At 68.7% G+C, this 18,780-nt stretch carries 20 protein-coding genes and 1 pseudogene; 12 read left to right on the forward strand and 9 right to left on the reverse strand.

Translation table 11 applies throughout. The features are described from left to right. Window positions 1-95: 95 nt before the first annotated feature. The 8 genes and pseudogenes from D9599_RS25255 to hisI all read left to right on the forward strand — a co-directional run bounded on the left by D9599_RS25255 (window position 96) and on the right by hisI (window position 6,542). Window positions 96-452 (forward strand): helix-turn-helix transcriptional regulator, encoded by a 357-nt coding sequence (locus D9599_RS25255; RefSeq protein WP_198384106.1) that lies wholly within the window; start codon window positions 96-98, stop codon window positions 450-452. 115 nt (window positions 453-567) lie between these two features. Then, the gene (locus D9599_RS25260; protein ID WP_198384067.1) at window positions 568-723 is read left to right on the forward strand and encodes a hypothetical protein; all 156 of its coding nucleotides are present in this window, start codon (window positions 568-570) and stop codon (window positions 721-723) included. 65 nt (window positions 724-788) lie between these two features. After that, window positions 789-2,060 carry an IS256 family transposase gene (locus D9599_RS25265; protein ID WP_198384068.1) on the forward strand — a complete coding sequence of 424 codons (1,272 nt, stop codon included), beginning with the start codon at window positions 789-791 and terminating at the stop codon, window positions 2,058-2,060. A gap of 112 nt (window positions 2,061-2,172) precedes the next feature. Next, window positions 2,173-3,189, forward strand: a complete 1,017-nt coding sequence (locus D9599_RS25270; RefSeq protein ID WP_198384069.1) for a hypothetical protein — start codon at window positions 2,173-2,175, stop codon at window positions 3,187-3,189. A gap of 364 nt (window positions 3,190-3,553) precedes the next feature. Beyond that, complete coding sequence (locus D9599_RS25275; protein WP_309228709.1) at window positions 3,554-4,336, forward strand: undecaprenyl-diphosphate phosphatase; 783 nt, start codon at window positions 3,554-3,556, stop codon at window positions 4,334-4,336. A 320-nt stretch (window positions 4,337-4,656) separates the two neighbouring features. Beyond that, window positions 4,657-5,136, forward strand: a complete 480-nt coding sequence (locus tag D9599_RS25280; RefSeq protein WP_198384071.1) for an MgtC/SapB family protein — start codon at window positions 4,657-4,659, stop codon at window positions 5,134-5,136. Between the two features lie 140 nt (window positions 5,137-5,276). Then, window positions 5,277-5,429, forward strand: a pseudogene (locus D9599_RS25285) (transposase); the annotation flags it as partial. Between the two features lie 705 nt (window positions 5,430-6,134). After that, window positions 6,135-6,542, forward strand: coding sequence for a phosphoribosyl-AMP cyclohydrolase (hisI, locus tag D9599_RS25290; protein WP_375373072.1), 408 nt, complete (start codon window positions 6,135-6,137; stop codon window positions 6,540-6,542). Between the two features lie 119 nt (window positions 6,543-6,661). Here the strand turns inward: hisI and D9599_RS25295 are convergent, their stop codons facing one another. Then, on the reverse strand, window positions 6,662-6,949 hold the full coding sequence (locus D9599_RS25295) for a PepSY domain-containing protein (protein ID WP_198384074.1): 288 nt from the start codon (window positions 6,947-6,949) through the stop codon (window positions 6,662-6,664). A gap of 119 nt (window positions 6,950-7,068) precedes the next feature. Between D9599_RS25295 and D9599_RS25300 the strand changes: the two genes are divergently transcribed. The 3 genes from D9599_RS25300 to D9599_RS25310 all read left to right on the forward strand — a co-directional run bounded on the left by D9599_RS25300 (window position 7,069) and on the right by D9599_RS25310 (window position 10,491). After that, on the forward strand, window positions 7,069-8,070 hold the full coding sequence (locus D9599_RS25300) for a lipid kinase (RefSeq protein ID WP_198384075.1): 1,002 nt from the start codon (window positions 7,069-7,071) through the stop codon (window positions 8,068-8,070). A 370-nt stretch (window positions 8,071-8,440) separates the two neighbouring features. Then, window positions 8,441-9,211, forward strand: coding sequence for a hypothetical protein (locus tag D9599_RS25305; RefSeq protein WP_198384076.1), 771 nt, complete (start codon window positions 8,441-8,443; stop codon window positions 9,209-9,211). An 11-nt stretch (window positions 9,212-9,222) separates the two neighbouring features. Further along, window positions 9,223-10,491, forward strand: coding sequence for a transposase (locus tag D9599_RS25310; protein ID WP_198384077.1), 1,269 nt, complete (start codon window positions 9,223-9,225; stop codon window positions 10,489-10,491). 34 nt (window positions 10,492-10,525) lie between these two features. On the opposite strand, the gene D9599_RS25315 is transcribed toward D9599_RS25310, so the two are convergent. The 8 genes from D9599_RS25315 to lpdA form a co-directional block, all read right to left on the reverse strand. Next, a complete protein-coding gene (locus D9599_RS25315) occupies window positions 10,526-11,572 on the reverse strand; it encodes an ROK family protein (protein ID WP_198384078.1) in 1,047 nt (348 codons plus the stop codon). A 155-nt stretch (window positions 11,573-11,727) separates the two neighbouring features. Further along, window positions 11,728-12,003 (reverse strand): hypothetical protein, encoded by a 276-nt coding sequence (locus D9599_RS25320; protein WP_198384079.1) that lies wholly within the window; start codon window positions 12,001-12,003, stop codon window positions 11,728-11,730. 426 nt (window positions 12,004-12,429) lie between these two features. Further along, window positions 12,430-13,695, reverse strand: a complete 1,266-nt coding sequence (locus D9599_RS25325) for a cytochrome P450 (RefSeq protein WP_198384080.1) — start codon at window positions 13,693-13,695, stop codon at window positions 12,430-12,432. A 192-nt stretch (window positions 13,696-13,887) separates the two neighbouring features. Next, window positions 13,888-14,355: a MerR family transcriptional regulator gene (locus D9599_RS25330; protein ID WP_198384081.1), complete on the reverse strand. Its 468-nt coding sequence runs from the start codon at window positions 14,353-14,355 to the stop codon at window positions 13,888-13,890. A 5-nt stretch (window positions 14,356-14,360) separates the two neighbouring features. Continuing rightward, the gene (locus D9599_RS25335) at window positions 14,361-14,552 is read right to left on the reverse strand and encodes a hypothetical protein (protein WP_198384082.1); all 192 of its coding nucleotides are present in this window, start codon (window positions 14,550-14,552) and stop codon (window positions 14,361-14,363) included. Between the two features lie 2 nt (window positions 14,553-14,554). Next, window positions 14,555-15,190 carry a peroxiredoxin gene (locus D9599_RS25340; protein WP_198384083.1) on the reverse strand — a complete coding sequence of 212 codons (636 nt, stop codon included), beginning with the start codon at window positions 15,188-15,190 and terminating at the stop codon, window positions 14,555-14,557. 348 nt (window positions 15,191-15,538) lie between these two features. Further along, window positions 15,539-16,087, reverse strand: coding sequence for a hypothetical protein (locus D9599_RS25345; protein ID WP_198384084.1), 549 nt, complete (start codon window positions 16,085-16,087; stop codon window positions 15,539-15,541). Window positions 16,088-16,113: 26 nt separating this feature from the next. Next, on the reverse strand, window positions 16,114-17,535 hold the full coding sequence (lpdA, locus tag D9599_RS25350; RefSeq protein ID WP_198384085.1) for a dihydrolipoyl dehydrogenase: 1,422 nt from the start codon (window positions 17,533-17,535) through the stop codon (window positions 16,114-16,116). Window positions 17,536-17,756: 221 nt separating this feature from the next. Between lpdA and D9599_RS25355 the strand changes: the two genes are divergently transcribed. Next, window positions 17,757-18,725 carry a bile acid:sodium symporter gene (locus D9599_RS25355; protein ID WP_232480896.1) on the forward strand — a complete coding sequence of 323 codons (969 nt, stop codon included), beginning with the start codon at window positions 17,757-17,759 and terminating at the stop codon, window positions 18,723-18,725. The last annotated feature ends 55 nt before the right edge of the window (window positions 18,726-18,780 follow it).

An 18,780-nucleotide genomic window follows, 5' to 3' on the forward strand; every position in this document is an offset into this window, starting at 1 on the left:
GGGAGCGCTGCTGGCCTAAACACTTAGGTATAGCGCTCTGACGCACTGGAGGGCGCAATTCATGCAAACATTCCTTTAAACATTTGAGGGACGTGATGGTAGAGCCGTCGCTCTCCGACGAGGAGGCGCAGGAACTGGCCGAGGTGTTCCGTATGCTGGGGGACCCCAACCGCCTGCGAATCGCGGTGCTCTGCCTTGGCGACCCGCTCTGCGTCGGCGATGTCGCCGAGCGGGTCGGGTTGTCGCACGCACTCGTTAGTCATCACCTGCGCGTCCTAAAGGCGGCGCGGTTCCTCACTGCTCGCAAGCGCGGCAAGCAGGTTTTCTACGTAGCAGCCGGTGACAGGGTGCGCTGTGTAGTCCGTGACATGGTGGGGCATGTCGCCCAACCACGTGATGGACTTGGCATCGAGACGGGCGGCACTGAGGAGAACGAAGGCAATGGTCAGTGATCGGCCGGCCCCGGGCGCTAGTGGAGAAGGGGTTGCTCGACCGCTCTGCTTCCGTGTCGAGGGCCTTGCCGGCCTGGACGAGGTTCGAGCTTTAAGGGCCGCGGTGGGACCGTTGGTGGGTGGGGAGGAGAAGCTCTCCTTTGACACGAAGGCCGGGCTTATGGCCGTTTTCGCGGGCACTGGGGTGACCGAGACGTTGGCCGCGGTGATGGCTGGCATCGGCATGCGGGCGGAGCCGAGCTATGGCGGAAAGTGGGTGATGGCACTGTGAGAAAGGCGGCGTATCGAGGTGGGTGACAAGCCTGCCTGAAGCTCCCGAAGGAGCGATACGCCGAGATGAGCAATAGCATTGTTGTCCCTCTTCGTCAGCCAGAGACGGTCGAGGATCCGTTGACGGCGGTGTTGAGGAGTGGGGCCCGCCGGCTGCTGGCCCAGGCCATCGAAGCCGAGGCGGAGGCCTTCCTGGCCGAGATGAAGGGCTTGCAGCTGCCGGATGGGCGCGAGCGCCTGGTGCGGCACGGGCATGGCCCGGAGAGGTCAGTGCAGACCGGGATTGGCCCGGTGCCGGTGCAGCGGGTCAAGCTGCGCGACCGCGGCGCCGACGAGGTGGCAGGTGGCGAGCGGATCCGCTTCACCTCGGCGCTTCTGCCGCGCTGGGCGCGGCGGACGCGGAGCCTGGATGCCCTGCTGCCGATCCTCTACCTGCGTGGGGTCTCGATGGGCGACTTCCAGGAGGCGCTCGGGGCCTTGCTGGGCAAGGAGGCGCCGAACCTCTCGCCCTCGGTGATCGGGCGGCTGCGGGACGAGTGGGGGGTGGACTATGCGCGCTGGCAGCGGCGCGACCTATCGGCCCGGCAGTACGTGTATGTCTGGGCCGACGGCGTCTACCTGCAGGCGCGCATGGAGCCGCAGGCCGAATGCATGCTGGTGCTGATCGGCGCCACGCCGGAGGGCAAGAAGGAGTTGCTCGGCTTCCAGGTCGGCCTGCGCGAGAGCGCGCAGAGCTGGCGGGAACTGCTGGTCGACCTCAAGGCCCGTGGCCTGGTGATCGCACCCGAACTGGCCACCGGCGATGGCGGGCTCGGCTTCTGGAAGGCGCTGGAGGAGGTCTGCCCGGCCACCCGGCATCAGCGGTGCTGGGTGCACAAGGCCGCTAACGTGTTGGATAAGCTGCCCCGATCCGTCCAGCCGGCGGCCAAGGCCGACCTGCGCGAGGTCTGGCAGGCGCCGGACCGCGATATGGCCGAGGCGGCGATCGCGACCTTCGCCGGGAAGTACAGGGCCAAGTACGAGAAGGCGGCCACCTGCCTGCTGAAGGACCGCAACGCCCTGCTGACCTTCTACGACTTTCCCGCCGAGCACTGGGACCATCTGCGCACCTCGAACCCGATCGAGAGCGTGTTCGCCACCGTCCGGCACCGGACGGTGCGCACCAAAGGCGCGCTGTCGCAGGACACCTCCCGCCTCATGGTGTTCAAGCTCGTCATGGCAGCTGCCAAGACCTGGCGCCGGCTGAAGGGCGAGAACCAGTTGCCCAAGCTCATCCAAGGCGTCACATTCCACAACGGCGTCGAGGTCACCAACACGCCGGCACAGAACGCCGCCTGATCACGGCGTCACCCAAATTCCAGCGTAGCTCCGGGCGGAGCGGCTGCTCGACGAGTTTGTCATCCGCACCGAAGCGCGGTTCGCAGCGTCCGCGGGGCCGCTGGTTTTCGCCGTGCTCGGGCTCGTTAGCGAGAACGAGGTCAGGGTGTTGCGGCAGATGGTGGGCCCGCTGGTCGGCGGCGGCGATCGGGTGTTCTTCGACATTGCGAAAGGCATTATGACAATCGCACCGGCATATGCCGTTCCAACGTCCGCGGTCGTTGAGGCTGTGGCGAGGATCGGGATGCGTGCGATGGCGCGGGTCGGCACTCCCGGATCGCCGGCGCTGCTCCTGCGGGTTCGAGGGCTCGGTGGAAAGAACGAGGTCGCGCTCCTCGAGCGCGTCATCGGTCCGCTAGCGGATGGCACTCACGCGCTTGCCTTCGATATCGGACACGGCGCGATGACCGTCGCTCCGCGTCCTGGCAGGCCCCTGCCGGTTGAAGCGATCCAGGAAGCGGTTGCGCTCACCGGCATGCACGCCGAGCCGTGGTCAGCGGCGGTCGAGCCTGCGGTCCCTGGTGCGTGCGGCATGGCTTGGCGCGGTAACGTCGCCGTGGCCACCGCCCCGCCGCAGCCGACGCACGTGTCCGACGCTGCGGTCTTTAAGGTTCACGGCCTGGGCTGCGGCAGCACCAGCGCCCGCACCGGCATGTGCACCGAACTCTGGCAGAAAGGGAAGCAAACTGCGGCCAGTGCCGCAGAGGATCGGCGTCGGCGCGTTCAGACCTGGCTGACAGCCGCAAGCGTCATCTTTATCGTCGTCGCCGTTACATTGCACGCTTGGCTGGGCGGTGGTTTCGTCGCGGCACTCGGTGCTGAAGAGGCGGCCGGTGGCACACCGCTGCCGGCGATCCTGACCTATGCTATCGCCATTGCCTGCGCCGTGCGCTACGCGGCGCCGGAAGCTTGGCTTTCGGTCCGTCACCTGCAACCCGATATGAACCTTCTTGCGGTCGTAACGGTCGCTGGCGCAGTTGGCATCGGTGAGTGGCTCGGGGCGGCCACCATCGCCTTCATCTTCGCCCTAGCCTCTTCGCACTCGAACCGTGGCGTCGTGACCGGGTCCGGCGGGCCGTGGCCCGCCTGATGGAGTTCGCCCCGCGGACGGCTCGGGTCCTGCTGCCCGACGGCACCGAGCGCGAGGTGCTGGCGGCCGACGTGGCAGCGGTTAGTGGCCTCGTGGCGCGCTATGGCGCCATAGCGATCGTGGGCGACGTTGTGAATGGCGCGCTCATCTCGGCGTGGCGATGTGGGCGATCGGCAGCGACGTGGCGACCGAAACGGCGGATGCCGTACTGATGCCCGACGACATCGCCAAGCTGCCCTGCCCGGTGCGGCACTCCAGCATCAAGCTCGCGGTCACGCGGACGTCCGCTGGCCTACGAAACTCCGCGCTTGCGGGCAGGGAGTGAATGTATGGCGGTGGATGCGACGGACTGGGTGCTTGCCGCGTGCTGGGCGCCGTCGAGGGAGAGACCGAAGTCCTGCCGGTTTCTTCGACCGACCACCTGATCCTGCTGGTGGACCTACTGGGCTTCCGCGCGCCGCCTGGCCGCGTCTTCGAGGTAGCCATCCAGCTCGGCACCATCCTGGCGATCCGCTGGGCGTATCAGACGCGGCTGTTCGGTGTCGCTGCGGGCCTCGGGCGCGATTCCGTGGCGCGGCGGTTTGCCACCGCGGTTGTCCTCGCCTTTCTCCCGGCGGCCGCCATCGGTGCCTTAACCCACAGCACCATCAAGACGGTCCTGTTCTTTCCCTGGGTCGTCGTCATTGCGCTGATAGCAGGATGGCTCGCCATCCTCGCCGTCGAGCGGACCGAGCCACAGTTCCAGGTGCACGAGGCGGAGGCCATCGGACCCGGCAGGGCCCTGGCCATTGGTGCCTTTCAGGTGTTGGCCATGGTCCCGGGCGTCTCTCGCTCGGGTGCGACTATCCTCGGCGCGATGCTGCTGCGAGTTGATCGTCTGGTGGCCGCCGAGCTCTCCTTCTTCCTTGCGATCCCGACGATGTTCGGCGCCATGGCCTTCGACCTGTACAAGAACCGGGCCGCGCTTGACGCCGAGAGTGGCGCGCTGGTGGCTATCGGCTTCGCCGCGGCGTTCGTGACCGCGCTCCTCGTCGTGCGACGGCTCGTAGCCTTTGTCGGGCGGCACGGCTTCGCGCCTTTCGCTTGGTACCGCATCGTGCTCGGCGCCGCGATGCTCGTCGTCCTCATCTGGACCGGGACAGCCTGAGTGGAGACGACGGATGCAACTGGGCTGACCGTGCGAAGCATGCTGGCAGCGAGCGGCGCGGAGCCCCTTTGTGTGCCGTGGTACAGGGGACGTGGCCGGGGCACGGCCGTGGGCATTGGCTGGCAGCATGACTTGGCACCTGCGCGGGGCAAGGATCTCGCGCGGGGCCACCGGCGGCTGGCCTGCTCACTCGGCTTGCGACGTCGTCACGCCAAGCATGCTTGGCGCGCTCGGTCTCGCCATCGCAACGCTTGTCCCTTTCGTCGCTATCCGCTTCCTAGATCCGGTGAGGACTCCGTCACGACAGCTTGGAGACCAAAATGAACAGCATCTACGGCGTATGGGGCGACGTCCCCGCTCATCTCGTTCGCCTCGCCATCGCTTTCGCACTGGCTCTACCGGTCGGCTGGGACCGTGAGAAGGAGGCGCGCAGCGTCGGCATCCGCACCTTTCCCCTCATCGCGGTGGCAGCCTGTGGCGTTGTCCTGCTCGGCATCGAAGTGCTCGGAGAGAAGTCAGCTGACCAGGCACGCATCATTCAAGGCCTGATAACCGCTGTCGGTTTCTTGGGTGGCAGCGTGATCCTGAAGCAGGGCGGCGCGGCATATGGCACTGCAACGGCGGCCAGCATCTGGAATGTCGGTGTTGTCGGCGCTGCCGTGGGTTCCGGGTACTACGATATTGGCTTCGTGCTTGCAGCCATCAACTTTCTCGCACTGCGGCTCCTAACGCCCCTCAAGGAGAGCGTAAATCGAGACCTGCCGAAGCCAGCCTCTCCGACCCCCGGCACCGCTGAGTGACCCAGAAGTTGCAGAGGTGACGCTCGCGTTCACCCGCACTGGCGCCCGTCTGAAGCTGTGTTTGACCTCAAACCCGGAAACTGGTCCGGGCTTTTTGAGAGTATTCCGCCAGGGATGTTGACCTGACGGAGGACGGTTCTTTGTGGAAGAGCCACTACACTGAGGAGCAGATTTCCTCTGCGTTGAAGCAGGCGGAGCTGGGCACACCGGTGGCAGAGGTCTGCCCAAGATGGGTCTCGGAGGCGCCCTTCTTCCGGTGGAAGCAGAAGTACGGCGGTCTGGGCCCGTCCGAGCCTTTCGCCGCCGCTGCTGCGGCGTAGGTGGGGCGTTGACGGCATGCGGCGATGTCGCCCGGGCATTCGGCCGGGGACATTCCAGGCGCCCGGATGATGCCCGCGAGCGGGATGACAGCCGAGCGATGCGACTGCAGTACATCACTAAGGGCCGACGTGCTCTCCCATTTCGCAGACTTGGCCATCGCCTATGCGCTGTCGTTCCCGCTGGTCGCAGTCGCGGGCTGCGGGTGCGTGCTCGTGGCCATTTGGGTGGCTGGGGACGAGCTCCGATCCGCAGGCGCGCCCTGCAGGGCCTGATCACCGCCATTGGCTTCATCGCCGGTGGCGCCGTGTTCAAGGGTGCGAACGCGGTGACGGTACGGCGATCGCCGCCAGCCTGTGGGCCACTGAGATGATCGGCACGGCGTCGGCTACGGCTTCTTCGACATCGCCGCGATACTAAGCGCAATCACCTACCTGACCTTGCGCTTGCTCTCTCCGCTCAAGGCCGGGATCGGGGCAAATGCGGAGGCGGCCCCGCGCCCGGGCGTGCGCGGCGCGCCGGGTGGTGCACCGGTCCGGAGCCGGCCGGCGCCCCGAGTGGTGGGGACCCCTAGTGCCAGGCGGAGGAGAGACAACGGGGTTCCGCGGCATTATATGACGCCCTCATGGACACCCCTGCCTTTCGGCACCGTGGCCGGGCTTCGCGCCGAAGCCACCGCCTTGGACCCTGCCGCGTGCGGGCGCCTGCTGAACGCGCTCCGCTTCAACGACCGCGGCCTAATGCCCGTTATCGCGCAGCAGCACGACACCGGCGAGGTGCTGATGCTCGCCTGGATGAGCCGCGAGGCGGTGGCGGAGACGCTGGCCACCGGCTGCGTCACTTACTTCTCCCGCAGCCGCAGCGCGCTCTGGCGTAAGGGCGAGACTTCCGGGCAGGTGCAGCGCCTAGTGGAGCTGCGCCTCGACTGCGACGGCGACACGCTGCTGGCGCTGGTGGACCAGACCGGCGTTGCTTGCCACACCGGGCGGCGAAACTGCTTCTTCCGAGCGCTGCGCGGCGGCGAACTGGTTCCGATCAGCGGGCCGCGGACGACAAGCGAGCCCGCCCGCCGCTGCAGGCCGGTGTAGCGCGCAAGACGTCAGGGCGCTGGCCGCCGGCACTCCGCCTGTGCGTCGGTCGGCCGAGAACTGCGGGGGCGGCAGGAGAACGCCCCGAATTGTGCCCGGATGGCAGTGATCCGGGGCCGTCAGTCGTCTTCGCGCCGCCACAGCTCCCGCAGGTCGTCAGCGGCCAACCTGAGATCGTACTGCCGCCCATCGGCGGTCCGGGCGTCGTCCACCTCCCAGGCGCGGCTGCCGTCCTCGCGCTCAATCTCGCCCCAGCGAACAAAGCCCATGTTGCGCAGCGCGGTTTCGATCTTAACGCGTTCCTCCGGCGAAGGTCGGTCTTCGACGGCCAGCGGCGCGGCGGCAGGGACGACGAGCGTGGCGACTAGGATCCAGCCGCTGGCGAGGGCGGCGAGGCGCATGCGCATCAGTGTTTCCTTTCGAGACCAACAAGATTGACAAACAATCTAACAGCTGTTTTCATGTTTTTGCAACTGGAGTGGCCTTTCAGGCCGATCGCCCGTGATCTCCGTTCCCAGAGGCTTTCATGAGTGATCGGACATTTGGGTGCCCCGCGCCGAGCACCGGCGTCCCCCCGCTCCTCCGACCCAGGCGCGCGCTGGTCCTCGTCAATGCCCGCAGCAGGAGCGGGGGGCAGACGCCTGCCGTCGAGCGGGCGCTCGCGGCCCTGGCACGTGCGGGCACGGCGTGCCTCCACGAGGCCTGCGCCTCCAGCGAGGAGCTCGCGCCGCTGATCCGCCGCCACGCGGCGGAGGGCGCGGTGGACGCGGTCGTGATCGGCGGCGGGGACGGCACGCTGAATGCGGCGGCCCCGGCGCTGCTGGATACCGGCCTGCCGCTCGGCATCCTACCGCTCGGCACCGCCAACGACCTCGCCCGCACCCTCGGGCTGCCGTTGGACCCGGCGGCGGCGGCCCAGGTGATCGCGGCGGGCCGGACGCGCCGGATCGACCTCGGCCTCGTGAACGGCCATCCCTTCTTCAACATCGCCAGCATCGGGTTGAGCGTCGCGGTCACCGGCGAACTCACAGCCGCGCGCAAGCGCCGCTGGGGCCGGCTGGCCTACGTCGTCGCCGCCGTTCAGGCGCTCGCCCGGGCGCGGCCCTTCTCGGCCGTCATCGCGCGCGACGGCTCGCCGCCGGAGCGGGTGCGCACAGTGCAGATCGCCGTTGGCAACGGACGCTACTACGGCGGCGGCATGGCGGTCTGGGAGGGCGCGCGCATCGACGACGGCTGCCTCGACCTCTACAGCCTCGAGGTCGAGGGGCTGTGGCGCCTCGTTCTCATGGCGCTCGCCCTGCGTGCGGGGCGGCAGCATCGGTGGCGCGGCGTCCGCACCTCCTGCGGTGGCGCGCTCGAGGTGCGGACCCGGCGTCCCCGGCGGGTCAGCGCCGACGGCGAGATCGTGGCCACGACGCCGGCGCACTTCGCCCTGCTTCCGGGTGCCGTACAGGTGTTCGCGCCCGCCCCTACGGGCGACGCGGCGCAGCCCGATCTGGCGACCGGCGGCCGAGGCGCTGCGACATGACGCTCGGCGTGCCGGCGTCCGCCTGGGCCGTGCCTGGATCATCGGCTTGACCTGGCGGTCGCCTTCTCCCTTTCGCTGCCGATCGGCTGGGACCGTCGGTGGGGGTGCGATCTTTAAGGGGCGGGCCACGGGCGCGGGTCGGGTACGGCGACCACGGCGGCGCTGTGGGTTACCGGACTTGGCGTCGCGGTGGCTAAGGCCTCTACGACATGGCTGTAATCCTGAGCGCCGCGACCTTCGCGCTGCTGTGCTGGCCTTGGCCGCTCAAGAGGGAACGGGCCACCGGCCGCTGGGAGGGTTCGACGAACCGGTGATGGGCTCCGCCATGTCCCCACGCTCTGCTTTTCGCCCTGTCCGGAGACAGTGTTCCATGCCTCGCCACCTGCCCACTCTGGTGCTGCTGGGCGCCCTCGTGGCGTCCACGACGGCCCGCGCCGACCCACAGAGCCTCAGCACCAATGTTCCTGTGCAGATCGAGGATGCGCTGCCGGTCCGCCTCGGCACCCTCGAGCTGCAAGGCGACAACCGGTTCACGCGCGACATCCATAACCGCAGGGGCAGCGATCTCCTGGCCTCCGGCCTGGTGCTCAAGCTCGGGCCGCTGCCGGGGCTGCAGGTGGGACTCAGTCCGTCATACCGCTTCGGCGGCCAGTCCGGCGCCAATGCCGGATACGGCGCCATCGACGTGCTCTACCGGTTCACCGACAACAATACCTACGTCCCGGCGCTCGCGCTGCATGGCTACTACGCCCAGCCCTACGGAGCGGGCCACAAGTCTGTCCAATACACGTTGCGCGGCATCGCCACCAAGTACCTGGGCGGCAGCGAGCGGTCGCCGCGCCTGCACCTCAACCTCAGCTGGTACCATCTGACCCAGCCAGGCTCGGCCCAGCGGGCGGACCAGCTGGAGCTGGCCGTCGGCTACTCCCAGCTGGTCTCGGACAACACCGCGCTCGTTGTGGACGTTGTGCGCGGCGCCAAGCCCGAAAGGAGGGCCAGCCAAACCATCGTCGACATCGGCGTCAGGCACGAGATCGGCGACGGCTGGGCCGTGTCGCTCGGTGTCGGCACGGGTATCGCCCAGCAGTCCCCGGCCTTCCGCGCGTTCTTCGCCGTGCAGAGAAGCTTCCCCGTGTTCTAGATCTCGGGAAGGTGCCGCTGATTGGCGCCATCGTGGCTCCGGGCAAGCGCACGGTGACCAGCCTCCTGCGCATCAGCGGGTTGGCCCGAGAACGGCGCTTCGTGAACTTCCACCGCGTCCTCAATCGGGCAGCCTGGTGCCCACGGGCGGCGTCACGTCTTCTCCTGGGATCGTTAATCGCCGCCTTCGCGCCGGGCGGACCGGTGGTGCTGGGCATCGACGACACCATCGAGCGGCGGCGGGGCAGACGCATCCTGGCCAAGGGCATTTACCGCGACCCCGTGCGCTCCTCCCACGGCCACTTCGTGAAGGTCTCCGGCCTGCGCTGGCTCAGCCTGATGCTCCTGGCTCCCATTCCTTGGGCCGGGCGGGTTTGGGCACTGCCCTTCCTGACGGCACTCGCGCCCTCCGAGCGGTTCTGCCGGGAGCATGGCCGCCGACACAAAAGGCTCACCGACTGGGCCCGCCAACTGGTCCTGCAGGCCCGCCGATGGTTGCCCGGGCGCGAGTTGGTGCTGGTCGGGGACAGCGGCTTTGCTGCCCTGGAGTTGCTGGCAGCCCTCGGCCGCCATGGTGTCGTCGGCGTCACGCGCCTACGGCTCGATGCAGCCCTCTACGATCCGGCGCCGCTTCGGGCACCCGGCACCAGGGGCCGCTCTCGCACCACGGGAGCGCGCCTGCCCAACCTGTCCGAGGTGCTGACCAGTGCCGAGACGGGGTGGCGGCGCGTCACGGTGCCGGGTTGGTATGGCGAAGGCGAGCGCCTCGTCGAGGTCTGCTCGGCCACCGCTGTGTGGCGCCACAGTGGTATGCCCGTCGTGCCAATCCGCTGGGTGCTGATCCGTGATCCTCGCCACCGATTCAACCCTCAGGTCCTGCTGTGCACTGACCCATGCTGCTCTTCCGAAGGGATCATCGGCTGGTTCGTCCAGCGCTGGCCGCCGGAGGTCACCTTCCAGGAAACCCGCGCTCACCTCGGCGTCGAAACCCTGCGCAAGCGGTCGGATCTGGCCATCAGTCGCACCACGCCCCGCCTGTTTGGGTTGTTCTCCCTTGTCATCTTGTTGGCAGCACACCTCAGCTCTGCCGAGCACCAAGCTGCCGCGACCAGCGCCTGGTACCCGAAGGTACGCCCGACCTTCGGCGACACACTTGCTGCCGTCCGCCGCCACATCTGGCACGAGCAGGGTTTGCTGATATCCCGGCGCAACCGCCACGGCCCGAAACCCCGAACAGCACTCCAGCGCGCTTTGGTCTATGCTATCTGCCACGTCGCCTGATGGCCAAACTCAAGCTCAGGCGCCCGCCATCGCCTCAAGTGCCATCTCGGCGACGGCGGTTGGTGAAGCACGCGTTGCCAAGGCCCGTGCCGATGGTCAGCGCGCCCCACCGCTCTACGTCGCGCATGGCGGGCAACTCGCTCAGCCCCTGCACCACCGCGTCGTTGTGCATGATCATCGACGGGCGGGCGCCACCGACAGGGGGCAGCGCCGCCGCCAGCCGCTCCAGCAGGTTGAAGCCGCTGCCCTCCCAGCCGCCGCCGGGCAGATTCTGCCCGCCCCGCTCAATCGTGCCATCGGCCAGGATCACACCGGGGCAGCCGACGCCGACCACCGGGGCGAGCCGCAGCCCTTCCCAACTGGACCGCTCCGCCAGCGCGCCGAGCATGGCGGCGAGGCGCGCGACCGCCTCGTCTCGGCTTACCTCCTTGCCCGCATGACGCCAGCGCTCGGCCGCGGCCACGCGCGCCCGCGCTAGGTCCGGCGCCACCTCCAGGCCCAGTGCGACCAGGCCCGCGCGCATGTTGGTGCCGCCGATGTCGGCGGCGATCATGGCGTCGTACCCGCGCAGCACCTCGGGCTCGACCAGGTGGGCCACGCCGCACAGCGCCGCCGCGTCTGGGTGGCGCGAGACCGGCACCATCCGCACCGCCTCGCCACCTGCCTTGAGCAGCACGCCAACCCGGCCAATTGCCATCAGTCCGACGCGGGCCTCCAGGAAGCCGCCGCCGACCGCAATGCGCTCGGTCCCGAGCCAAGCCGGCAAGCGCAGGAAGCGCCGCACCACCGCCGCCATCTCCTGCGCGAAATCCTCGATGGCCGAGTGCACTAGGCCCGCCGCCTCGGGGTCCTCGTCAGCCGCCTGCAGCACCCCGTCTAGTTCCCGACGGTGGATCTCGTGCGTGGCCCGCTCGCCGCCGAGCGCCTCGTCCAGCGGGTCCTCGCCGTCGGCGCCGCGGCGGACGCGCTCGCGCCAGTCTTCCAGTATTGCCACGAAGGCGCGGTTGCTGGCGCGGTCACCAAGGAAGCCCTCGCCCATAGGGTCCTGCAGCTCGGCGTTGTAGGCGTCTACCCGGACCAAGGGCAATTCGCGCGCGCCGTGCTGGGCTGCGATTTCCTCGCTACCTAAGGGAGGGGGAGCCCGTCCACTGGTCGCGTCACGAGTAGCCGCTCCGTCTCGCCGGTGGCCGCTTCGATAGACCGTAGTGTCGACGGCGGATGGCCGGCACACCGGGCCTACTTGACGGCAAGGGTGCGGAACATCAGGACCTTGCGCTCAAGGTCGAACGTGACGTGGCCGCTCTTGGCGAACAGCCGCAGCAGAGGCTGCATGTCATCCGCGTCCACATCGAGGACGTACTCCTCAACGCCACCGTCGAGGATGAGCTGCAGCGTGAACTCGCCCTCCTCGCCTCGCCCCCGCTCGGTCCAGGAGGCCTGGATGTCGGTGACCTGGCGCACCTTGTAGCGGCGCTCCAGACCTTGTTCCTGCTGGTTCTTCTGGTCGGGCATGAGAAGGCTCCGTGTCATGGGAGGGGAAACGAGCGGCGGCGGCCAGCCGACCCACCGTGCATAACGCGGTCACGGGTCGGATCGATCACAGCAAAAACCGTGGCTAGCAAAGTTAGCTGGCGGGCGATTTGTTCCAGTCCGGCCAGGTAGTGTCTGGGTTGCGGCGGAACCGGGTGCGGAGCGTGCGGAAATGGCGTCGCTGTTCAAGTCGGCGGCGGAGTTCGCTCCAGCGCTCACGGCTGACCCAACCGAGCTCGCGTGCGGCGGGCGGGCATAGCCGACGCCGAGCACCTCGGTGCTGACGACGGACACCACGCCGGAGCCGTGCACGCCGCCCCACTCGTCCGGGCTGAGCATCATGGCTGTGCTCCGCAGACACCTGCGGCGATGCCAAGCTGGTCACCCCTCCCGCGCGGCATGCGCCCTTTATTCCGACGACAGTGACGCATCCGCTTGCACCTTGCTGATGAGGAAGCGGCTTTGCGGGATGGCTGGCAACCGCGAACGATCGATCCGCAAATCCTGCTCCGGCACGTCGTACCGGAGGCGACAGGCAAGGAACTCCACCGCCACTTTCATCAGCTCCAGGGTGATCCACTCGCCGGGGCAGCGGTGGTTCATATAGTGATTCCCTGGTCCTTGCGGGATGAAGTTGAAGGGGCTCCCGTCCCACGTCTGGAACCGCTCCGGGCGGAATTCCTCCGGCGCGTCCCAGCTCCGCGCATCATAGTTGGTGCCGTACAAATCCAGCATCACCCGCCGTCCGCGCGGAAAGCGGTAGCCCTTCCAGTCGAAGTCGCGGCGCACCCGCGCCGCAACGGCAGGAAAGAACGGATAGAAGCGGCGCACCTCCTGCACGAACCGCCCCACATAGCCGTCCTCGCCGGCACGCAGCCGCTCCCGGCACTCCGGGTGCCGGTGCAGCGCATGGGCGGCGTGTACGACATACACCGAGACTGCGACCGTCGGCCGTAGCAGGTTCAGCAGCTCCACGGCCGCCACGCGCGGACGCAGCAGTTCGCCATTTAACTCGCGGTGCCAAGCGATCACGTGCGCCGGGCTCTCTTCGGGAGGGGTGAGCCGGCCGGCGCGAATCTGCCGGACGGTATCGCCAATCCATCGCTCGGCCCGGCGGCGGGCCAAGCGTGACCACCAGTGCCTCGGCCCGATCGCCCCGGCGGCATCGAACAGAGCCGTCAGTTGCTGCGTGCGGCGCGGCACCTCCGCCGCCTTCAACGGGATGCCGGCCCACTCGCACACGGCTCGGGTCAGCAGCTCCTGCACCTCGCTATAGAGCGTCACTTGACTGGAGGTCGCCCATTTCTGACTGAAGGCACGCCAGGCGTCCGCGCTGAGGGCACCCAATTGGCCGATGCGCTCAGTTGTCATCAGCGCCATGAACATCGCCTTGCGGTGCCGGTGCGCTGCATCGTCGAGCCCTTGTACGCCGCCCTGGCCCAGCAGAGTCTTTTGAATCCGCAACGGCATCGCGCCGCGCCGCTCGAAGCGGTCTATGTCACACAGCAGCTCTGCCGCCTCCGGCCCCTTCATGCAGATGGTCCGGCGCAGCAGAAGCCGGGCCTCGAACAGGTCAGATCGGTAGCGCGCACATCGGAGAGAGATGAAATCGCACGGCGCCGACAGGAACGCTAAGGTGCTGTCGAAGCGGGTGTCGCGCGGGATGGGCGGCATGAGGGCGATTTCCAGTCGGATGTTCGCGGGGCTTCACGAATTAATCGATTGCGACATCAATATTAAATGATGCGTCTGCGATGGCAGCGATGATTTACATGGCCTGACGGCCGCCGTGTGCGCCGGCCGGCATTACCTCTTGCGCGCCTGCCGTCCTCGTGACCGGTGACCATCGCTACAGTGTCCGCATCATCAGGCCGACCGGCAGCCGGAGGATCCCGCCCGCTTCGAGCCGCGGCCCGCGCAGACCGCGACGGTGCGCTGCAGTTCGTCGCGGAACTCTGCCAAGTGGTGAAGCCGTCGCTCGACGTCCGCGAGCCGGGCGCTGGCCACGGTATGGACCTCGGCGCGGTTGCGGATGGAGTGGTCGGCGAGGGCGAGCAGGGTGCGGATCTCGTCGAGCGGAATGCCAAATTCGCGGCCACGCCGGACGAATGCAAGCCGCGCCAGGTGCGTCGGTCCGTAGAGGCGATGACTGCCCGCGCTGCGATCCGGGGGCGGCAGGATGCCGGCGCACTCATACCAACGAATGGTGGTCGCCTTGACGCCGGTGCGGCGTGCGAGTTCACCGATCGTTATCTGCGGCGCGTCCTCGGCTGCTCCTGCCGCCCTGCAGCCTGCTTTCAGGGCACGTGTCGCATCGCGCGTCGCGGAAGCCATGGCTTTCAATCGTCCTCGCGCTCGATCTCGCCCCAGTGTACGAAGTCGAAGCCGCGCAGCGCGGCTTCGATTCTGGCACGCTCTTTCGCCGACGGACAATCATCGTCGGCACGCGGCGCGGCGGTGGGCAAGTCCGCCAGTGCGGCGGCCAAGATCCCGCCGAGGGGGACGGACACGCGGCGCAGACGTGTGGGCATCGTCAGGGCCTTCGCGGCTGCGGGACCATGCGCAGATAGGGCTTCAGGGCCTTCCAGCCGCCCGGGAACTTTTTCTTCGCCTCATCGTCGCCGAGGGACGGCACGATGATCACGTCCTCGCCCTGCCGCCAGTCGGCGGGCGTTGCGACGCTGTGCTCCGCGGTGAGCTGCAGCGAGTCGATCACCCGCAGGATCTCGTTGAAGTTCCGCCCGGTGCTCGCGGGATAGGTGAGCGACAGCTTCAGCTTCTTGTCGGGGCCGATCACGTAAACGGACCGCACCGTCAGCGTGTCGCTCGCGTTCGGATGGATCATCCCATACAGATCCGAGATCTTACGGTCGGAATCCGCGATGAGTGGGAAGTTGAGCGCGTGTCCCTGGGTCTCGGCGATGTCACCTGCCCAGACCCTGTGGTCCTGAAGAGGATCAACCGAGAGCCCGATGACCTTCACGCCACGCCGGTCGAATTCCGGCTTGAGCCGCGCTACGGCGCCGAGCTCCGTGGTGCAGACGGGGGTGAAGTCCTTTGGGTGGCTGAACAGGACGGCCCAGGAGCCCTCAATCCAGTCGTGGAAGCGGATCGGACCCTCAGTGGTTTGGGCCTCAAAGTCGGGGGCGATGTCACCAAGCTGCAGCATCGCTGTCTCCTTTGGCATCCGTTGATGTCGGCGTGACGCATCATCGCTGCGCAGGCCACCACCTCGTGGCTCCGTTGCCTGCAAAGGCGATGGAACATACGAGCATACCCTGCTCAAATGCTCAAACACCCGTTCCAATGTTTTTGCAAGAGAAACGGCGACATTACCTGCGATGGTCGCGGCGCGGCACCGGGCGTCCGTCGGTGCCGCAAGCCATCGTCCTCCGGCGCCCATGCTCTCAGCGGTGCCAGGACGGCAGGACGGACGCAGAAAGGGACAGTTCGTCCGCGCGGCCTGTCCGGCCGCGGCCGAGCGCGTCGTCAGTGCCTGCAAGCTGCTCGCCTGTTGTCAGCCCGTGGGGCAGACGCGAGACATGGCCTCGAGGGCCACGCCAAAGCCTATAAGTGAGAAGGTGACTCGCGCCGCGCCGCGGCCGCCGGGTCCTGGGCGCACCACTGCCGTCGCCTCCCGCCCTTTAAGGAAGGCCCGCACCGCCGCGCGCCCGTCGCGGGCGAAGGCGTCCCCGCCTTCGGAGCGGAAGGCCAGCCTCGTCGCTCCGACCGTCATCTCGACCGTCGCATCCCGGACCAAGGTGTAGTCGGGGGCAATCGCCACCCACTCCTCCGCGCGCCCCACGCGGCGCGCCACGACCAGCACCGCGCGCCGGCCGCCTGCCGTGCCCTCGGCACGCGCGGACCGGACGGAGGCGTAGCAGACTCTCCCCCCGCCCGCCCCGTGCTCGCCGGCCGACCACCCGGCGAGCATGATGGTGGCGGTGGTGGGCTTCGGCGCCGCGGGTTCCGAGATCGCCGCATGCGGGGAGGAGGCCACGGCAATGGTGAGGCCAATGGCCGCGAACGCGTCGACGACGAGGAGCAGAAGCTGTCGCGGTGGCATCCGACCGGTCCCGCTTGCCGCGCGCGTCAGAGGTGCATCGGCCGCCCGTCCACCGCCAGCGCCGCTTCCCGCAGCGCCTCCGGCAGCGTTGGATGGGCGTGGGTGGTGCGTCCAATGTCCTCGGCCGAGGCGCCGAACGTCATCGCAAGGACCGCCTCGTGGATCAGGGTGCCGGCATCCGGGCCGATGATGTGCACCCCGAGCACCCGGTCCGTCGCCGCGTCCGCCAGCACCTTCACCATGCCATCGGTCGCCCTGCGCGAGCGGGCGCGGGCATTGGCCGAGAAGGGGAAGCGTCCGACGCGGTAGGCAACGTCATCTTTCTTCAGCTCCTCCTCGGTCCGACCGACGCTCGCCACCTCGGGCCAGGTGTAGACCACGGCCGGGATCGTTCCGTAGTCCACATGCCCAGCCTGGCCGGCGAGGATCTCGGCCAGCGCGATCCCCTCCTCCTCGGCCTTGTGCGCCAGCATCGGCCCGGCGATCACGTCGCCGATGGCGTAGACGCCCGGCACGCTGGTCTGGAACCGCGCGTCCACCTTCACCCGCCTGCGCTCGTCCAGCGCCACGCCCAGCGCCTCCAGCCCGAGGCCCTCGGCGAACGCGCGCCGGCCGACCGCAACGAGCAGCACGTCGGCCGCCAGTTCCTCCGGTGCGCCGGCACCGTCGCCCTGCGCGGGCTGTACCGTGATTCGCACGTCATCGCCCGCACGGCGGGCGCCGAGCACCCGCGTGCCGAGACGGAAGCGGAAGCCCTGCTCCTCAAGGACGCGCTGCAGGGCCTCGGCGATCTCGGCATCCAGGCCGGGCGTGATCCGGTCGAGATACTCCAGCACCGTCACCTCCGCGCCCAGCCGCCGCCAGACCGAGCCGAGCTCCAGGCCGATATAGCCGGCCCCAATGATGGCAAGCCGACGCGGTACCTCCGGCAGCGACAGCGCGCCGGTCGAGGAGACGATCCGCTTCTCGTCGACCTCGATGCCGGGCAGCGGCGTTGCGTCCGAGCCGGTGGCGATCACCACGCCGCGCGTCGCGGTCAGCGTGCGCGGCGCGCCGCCCTCCGTGGGCGTCACCACGACCCGATCCGGCGCCTCGATCCGGCCGGTGCCGCGAACGCGGGTGATGCGGTGCTTGCGGAACAGGAAGTCGATGCCCTGGGCAAGGCCGCCGACCACGCGTTCCTTGTGCGCCATGATCCCGGCCAGATCGAACTCCACCTCCGGGACGCGGATGCCAAAGCCGGAGGCGCCGTGACGGATCAGACTATAGGTCTCGGTGGCGTCGAGCAGCGCCTTGGACGGGATGCAGCCCACATTCAGGCAGGTGCCGCCAAGTCGCTCGCCTCGCTCGATGCAGGCCACCCGCATGCCGAGCTGGGCGGCGCGGATCGCGGCGGGGTAGCCGCCGGGGCCGCCGCCCACGATAACGATGTCGAACGCGTCGCTCATGGCGGGCTGCCCTCCTTGCGGGCCGTCCCCGGCCGGGGGACGGTTACGGATCCAGGTGGTTCAGAAGCTGCGGCTGGCGAGGGCGGCGGAGGACGCCGGGCAGCCTGTGCCAAAGGTCCGCGCGCTGCCGACTGGGACCATCGCAGGTCCACGGCCGTCCACCTTGCGGCACTCGGCGGTTCGCCTGTAAGCCAGGGGTCGTACCCGAACGGAGGGACGTGTTGGTCCAGCAGGCCCGGGATTCGCTCGAAGCCCGCCAAGTGCCGATCTACTTTGGCGCGGTTGCGGTCGCTACGGCTCTGGCCCAGGCCTTTCCGGGGACGGCGGCGCTCGAGGCAGCGATCATCCCGGCGCTCGCCGCCATGCTTTTCGTCACCTTCCTCCAGGTGCCGCTCGGCGATCTCGGGCTCGCCTTCGCGCGGTGGCGCTTCATGGCGACGCTGCTGACCGCAAACTTCCTTGCGATTCCGCTCCTCGCCGCAGCCTTGGCGCAACTTCTGCCACCCGATCCGCTGATCCGGCTGGGCGCGCTGCTTGTGCTGCTCACGCCCTGTGTCGACTACGTCGTGACCTTCGCCCACCTCGGGCGCGCCGACGCCAAGCCGCTCCTGGCGGCGACGCCCGTGCTGCTTCTGCTCCAGATGGCGCTGCTCCCGGTCTATCTCGGCCTCCTGCTGAACGAGGACGCGGCCCGGCTGGTGCGGGTCGGCCCCTTCGTCCACGCCTTCCTGTGGCTCATCGCCGCGCCGCTCGCGCTCGCCGGCCTCGTGCAGTTGTGGGCGGGCCGCGCCGCGGGCGGGGCGAGGGCAGCGTCCGTTCTGGGCGTGCTTCCGGTGCCGGCCACGGCGATCGTGCTCTTCACGGTCGTGGCCTCCGTCGTGCCGCGCCTCGGCCGGGCGCTCGACGCTGTACTCACGGTCGTCCCGGTCTACGTGCTTTTTGCGCTGCTCGCGCCGTTGGTCGGGTGGGGCGTGGCGCGGCTGTTCGGGCTGCGCGCGGGCGAGGCGCGCGCCGTTGCCTTCAGCGCCGCGACGCGCAACTCGCTGGTCGTGCTCCCCCTGGCGCTCTCGGTTCCCGGCGCCCTGCCCGTGCTGCCGGCGATCATCGTGGCGCAGACACTGGTCGAGCTGATCGGCGAACTCGTCTACATCCGCGCCATGCCTCGGCTGGGACAGACTGCGCCGGCCTAGCCTCAATCCTTTGCCGCTGAGCCGCTTCAGCGAACCGGGGGGACAGTGCAGGGGG

Source organism: Roseomonas sp. KE2513 (assembly GCF_016107305.1).
Classification (GTDB): Bacteria; Pseudomonadota; Alphaproteobacteria; order Acetobacterales; family Acetobacteraceae; genus Roseomonas.

Coding starts and splice junctions, on each gene's coding strand:
- D9599_RS25255 (WP_198384106.1), top strand. CDS start 96: ATGGTAGAGCCGTCGCTCTCCGACGAGGAGGCGCAGGAACTGGCCGAG.
- D9599_RS25265 (WP_198384068.1), top strand. CDS start 789: ATGAGCAATAGCATTGTTGTCCCTCTTCGTCAGCCAGAGACGGTCGAG.
- D9599_RS25280 (WP_198384071.1), top strand. CDS start 4,657: ATGAACAGCATCTACGGCGTATGGGGCGACGTCCCCGCTCATCTCGTT.
- D9599_RS25295 (WP_198384074.1), bottom strand. CDS start 6,949: ATGCGCATGCGCCTCGCCGCCCTCGCCAGCGGCTGGATCCTAGTCGCC.
- D9599_RS25300 (WP_198384075.1), top strand. CDS start 7,069: ATGAGTGATCGGACATTTGGGTGCCCCGCGCCGAGCACCGGCGTCCCC.
- D9599_RS25305 (WP_198384076.1), top strand. CDS start 8,441: ATGCCTCGCCACCTGCCCACTCTGGTGCTGCTGGGCGCCCTCGTGGCG.
- D9599_RS25320 (WP_198384079.1), bottom strand. CDS start 12,003: ATGCCCGACCAGAAGAACCAGCAGGAACAAGGTCTGGAGCGCCGCTAC.
- D9599_RS25325 (WP_198384080.1), bottom strand. CDS start 13,695: ATGCCGCCCATCCCGCGCGACACCCGCTTCGACAGCACCTTAGCGTTC.
- D9599_RS25330 (WP_198384081.1), bottom strand. CDS start 14,355: ATGGCTTCCGCGACGCGCGATGCGACACGTGCCCTGAAAGCAGGCTGC.
- D9599_RS25335 (WP_198384082.1), bottom strand. CDS start 14,552: ATGCCCACACGTCTGCGCCGCGTGTCCGTCCCCCTCGGCGGGATCTTG.
- D9599_RS25340 (WP_198384083.1), bottom strand. CDS start 15,190: ATGCTGCAGCTTGGTGACATCGCCCCCGACTTTGAGGCCCAAACCACT.
- D9599_RS25345 (WP_198384084.1), bottom strand. CDS start 16,087: ATGCCACCGCGACAGCTTCTGCTCCTCGTCGTCGACGCGTTCGCGGCC.
- lpdA (WP_198384085.1), bottom strand. CDS start 17,535: ATGAGCGACGCGTTCGACATCGTTATCGTGGGCGGCGGCCCCGGCGGC.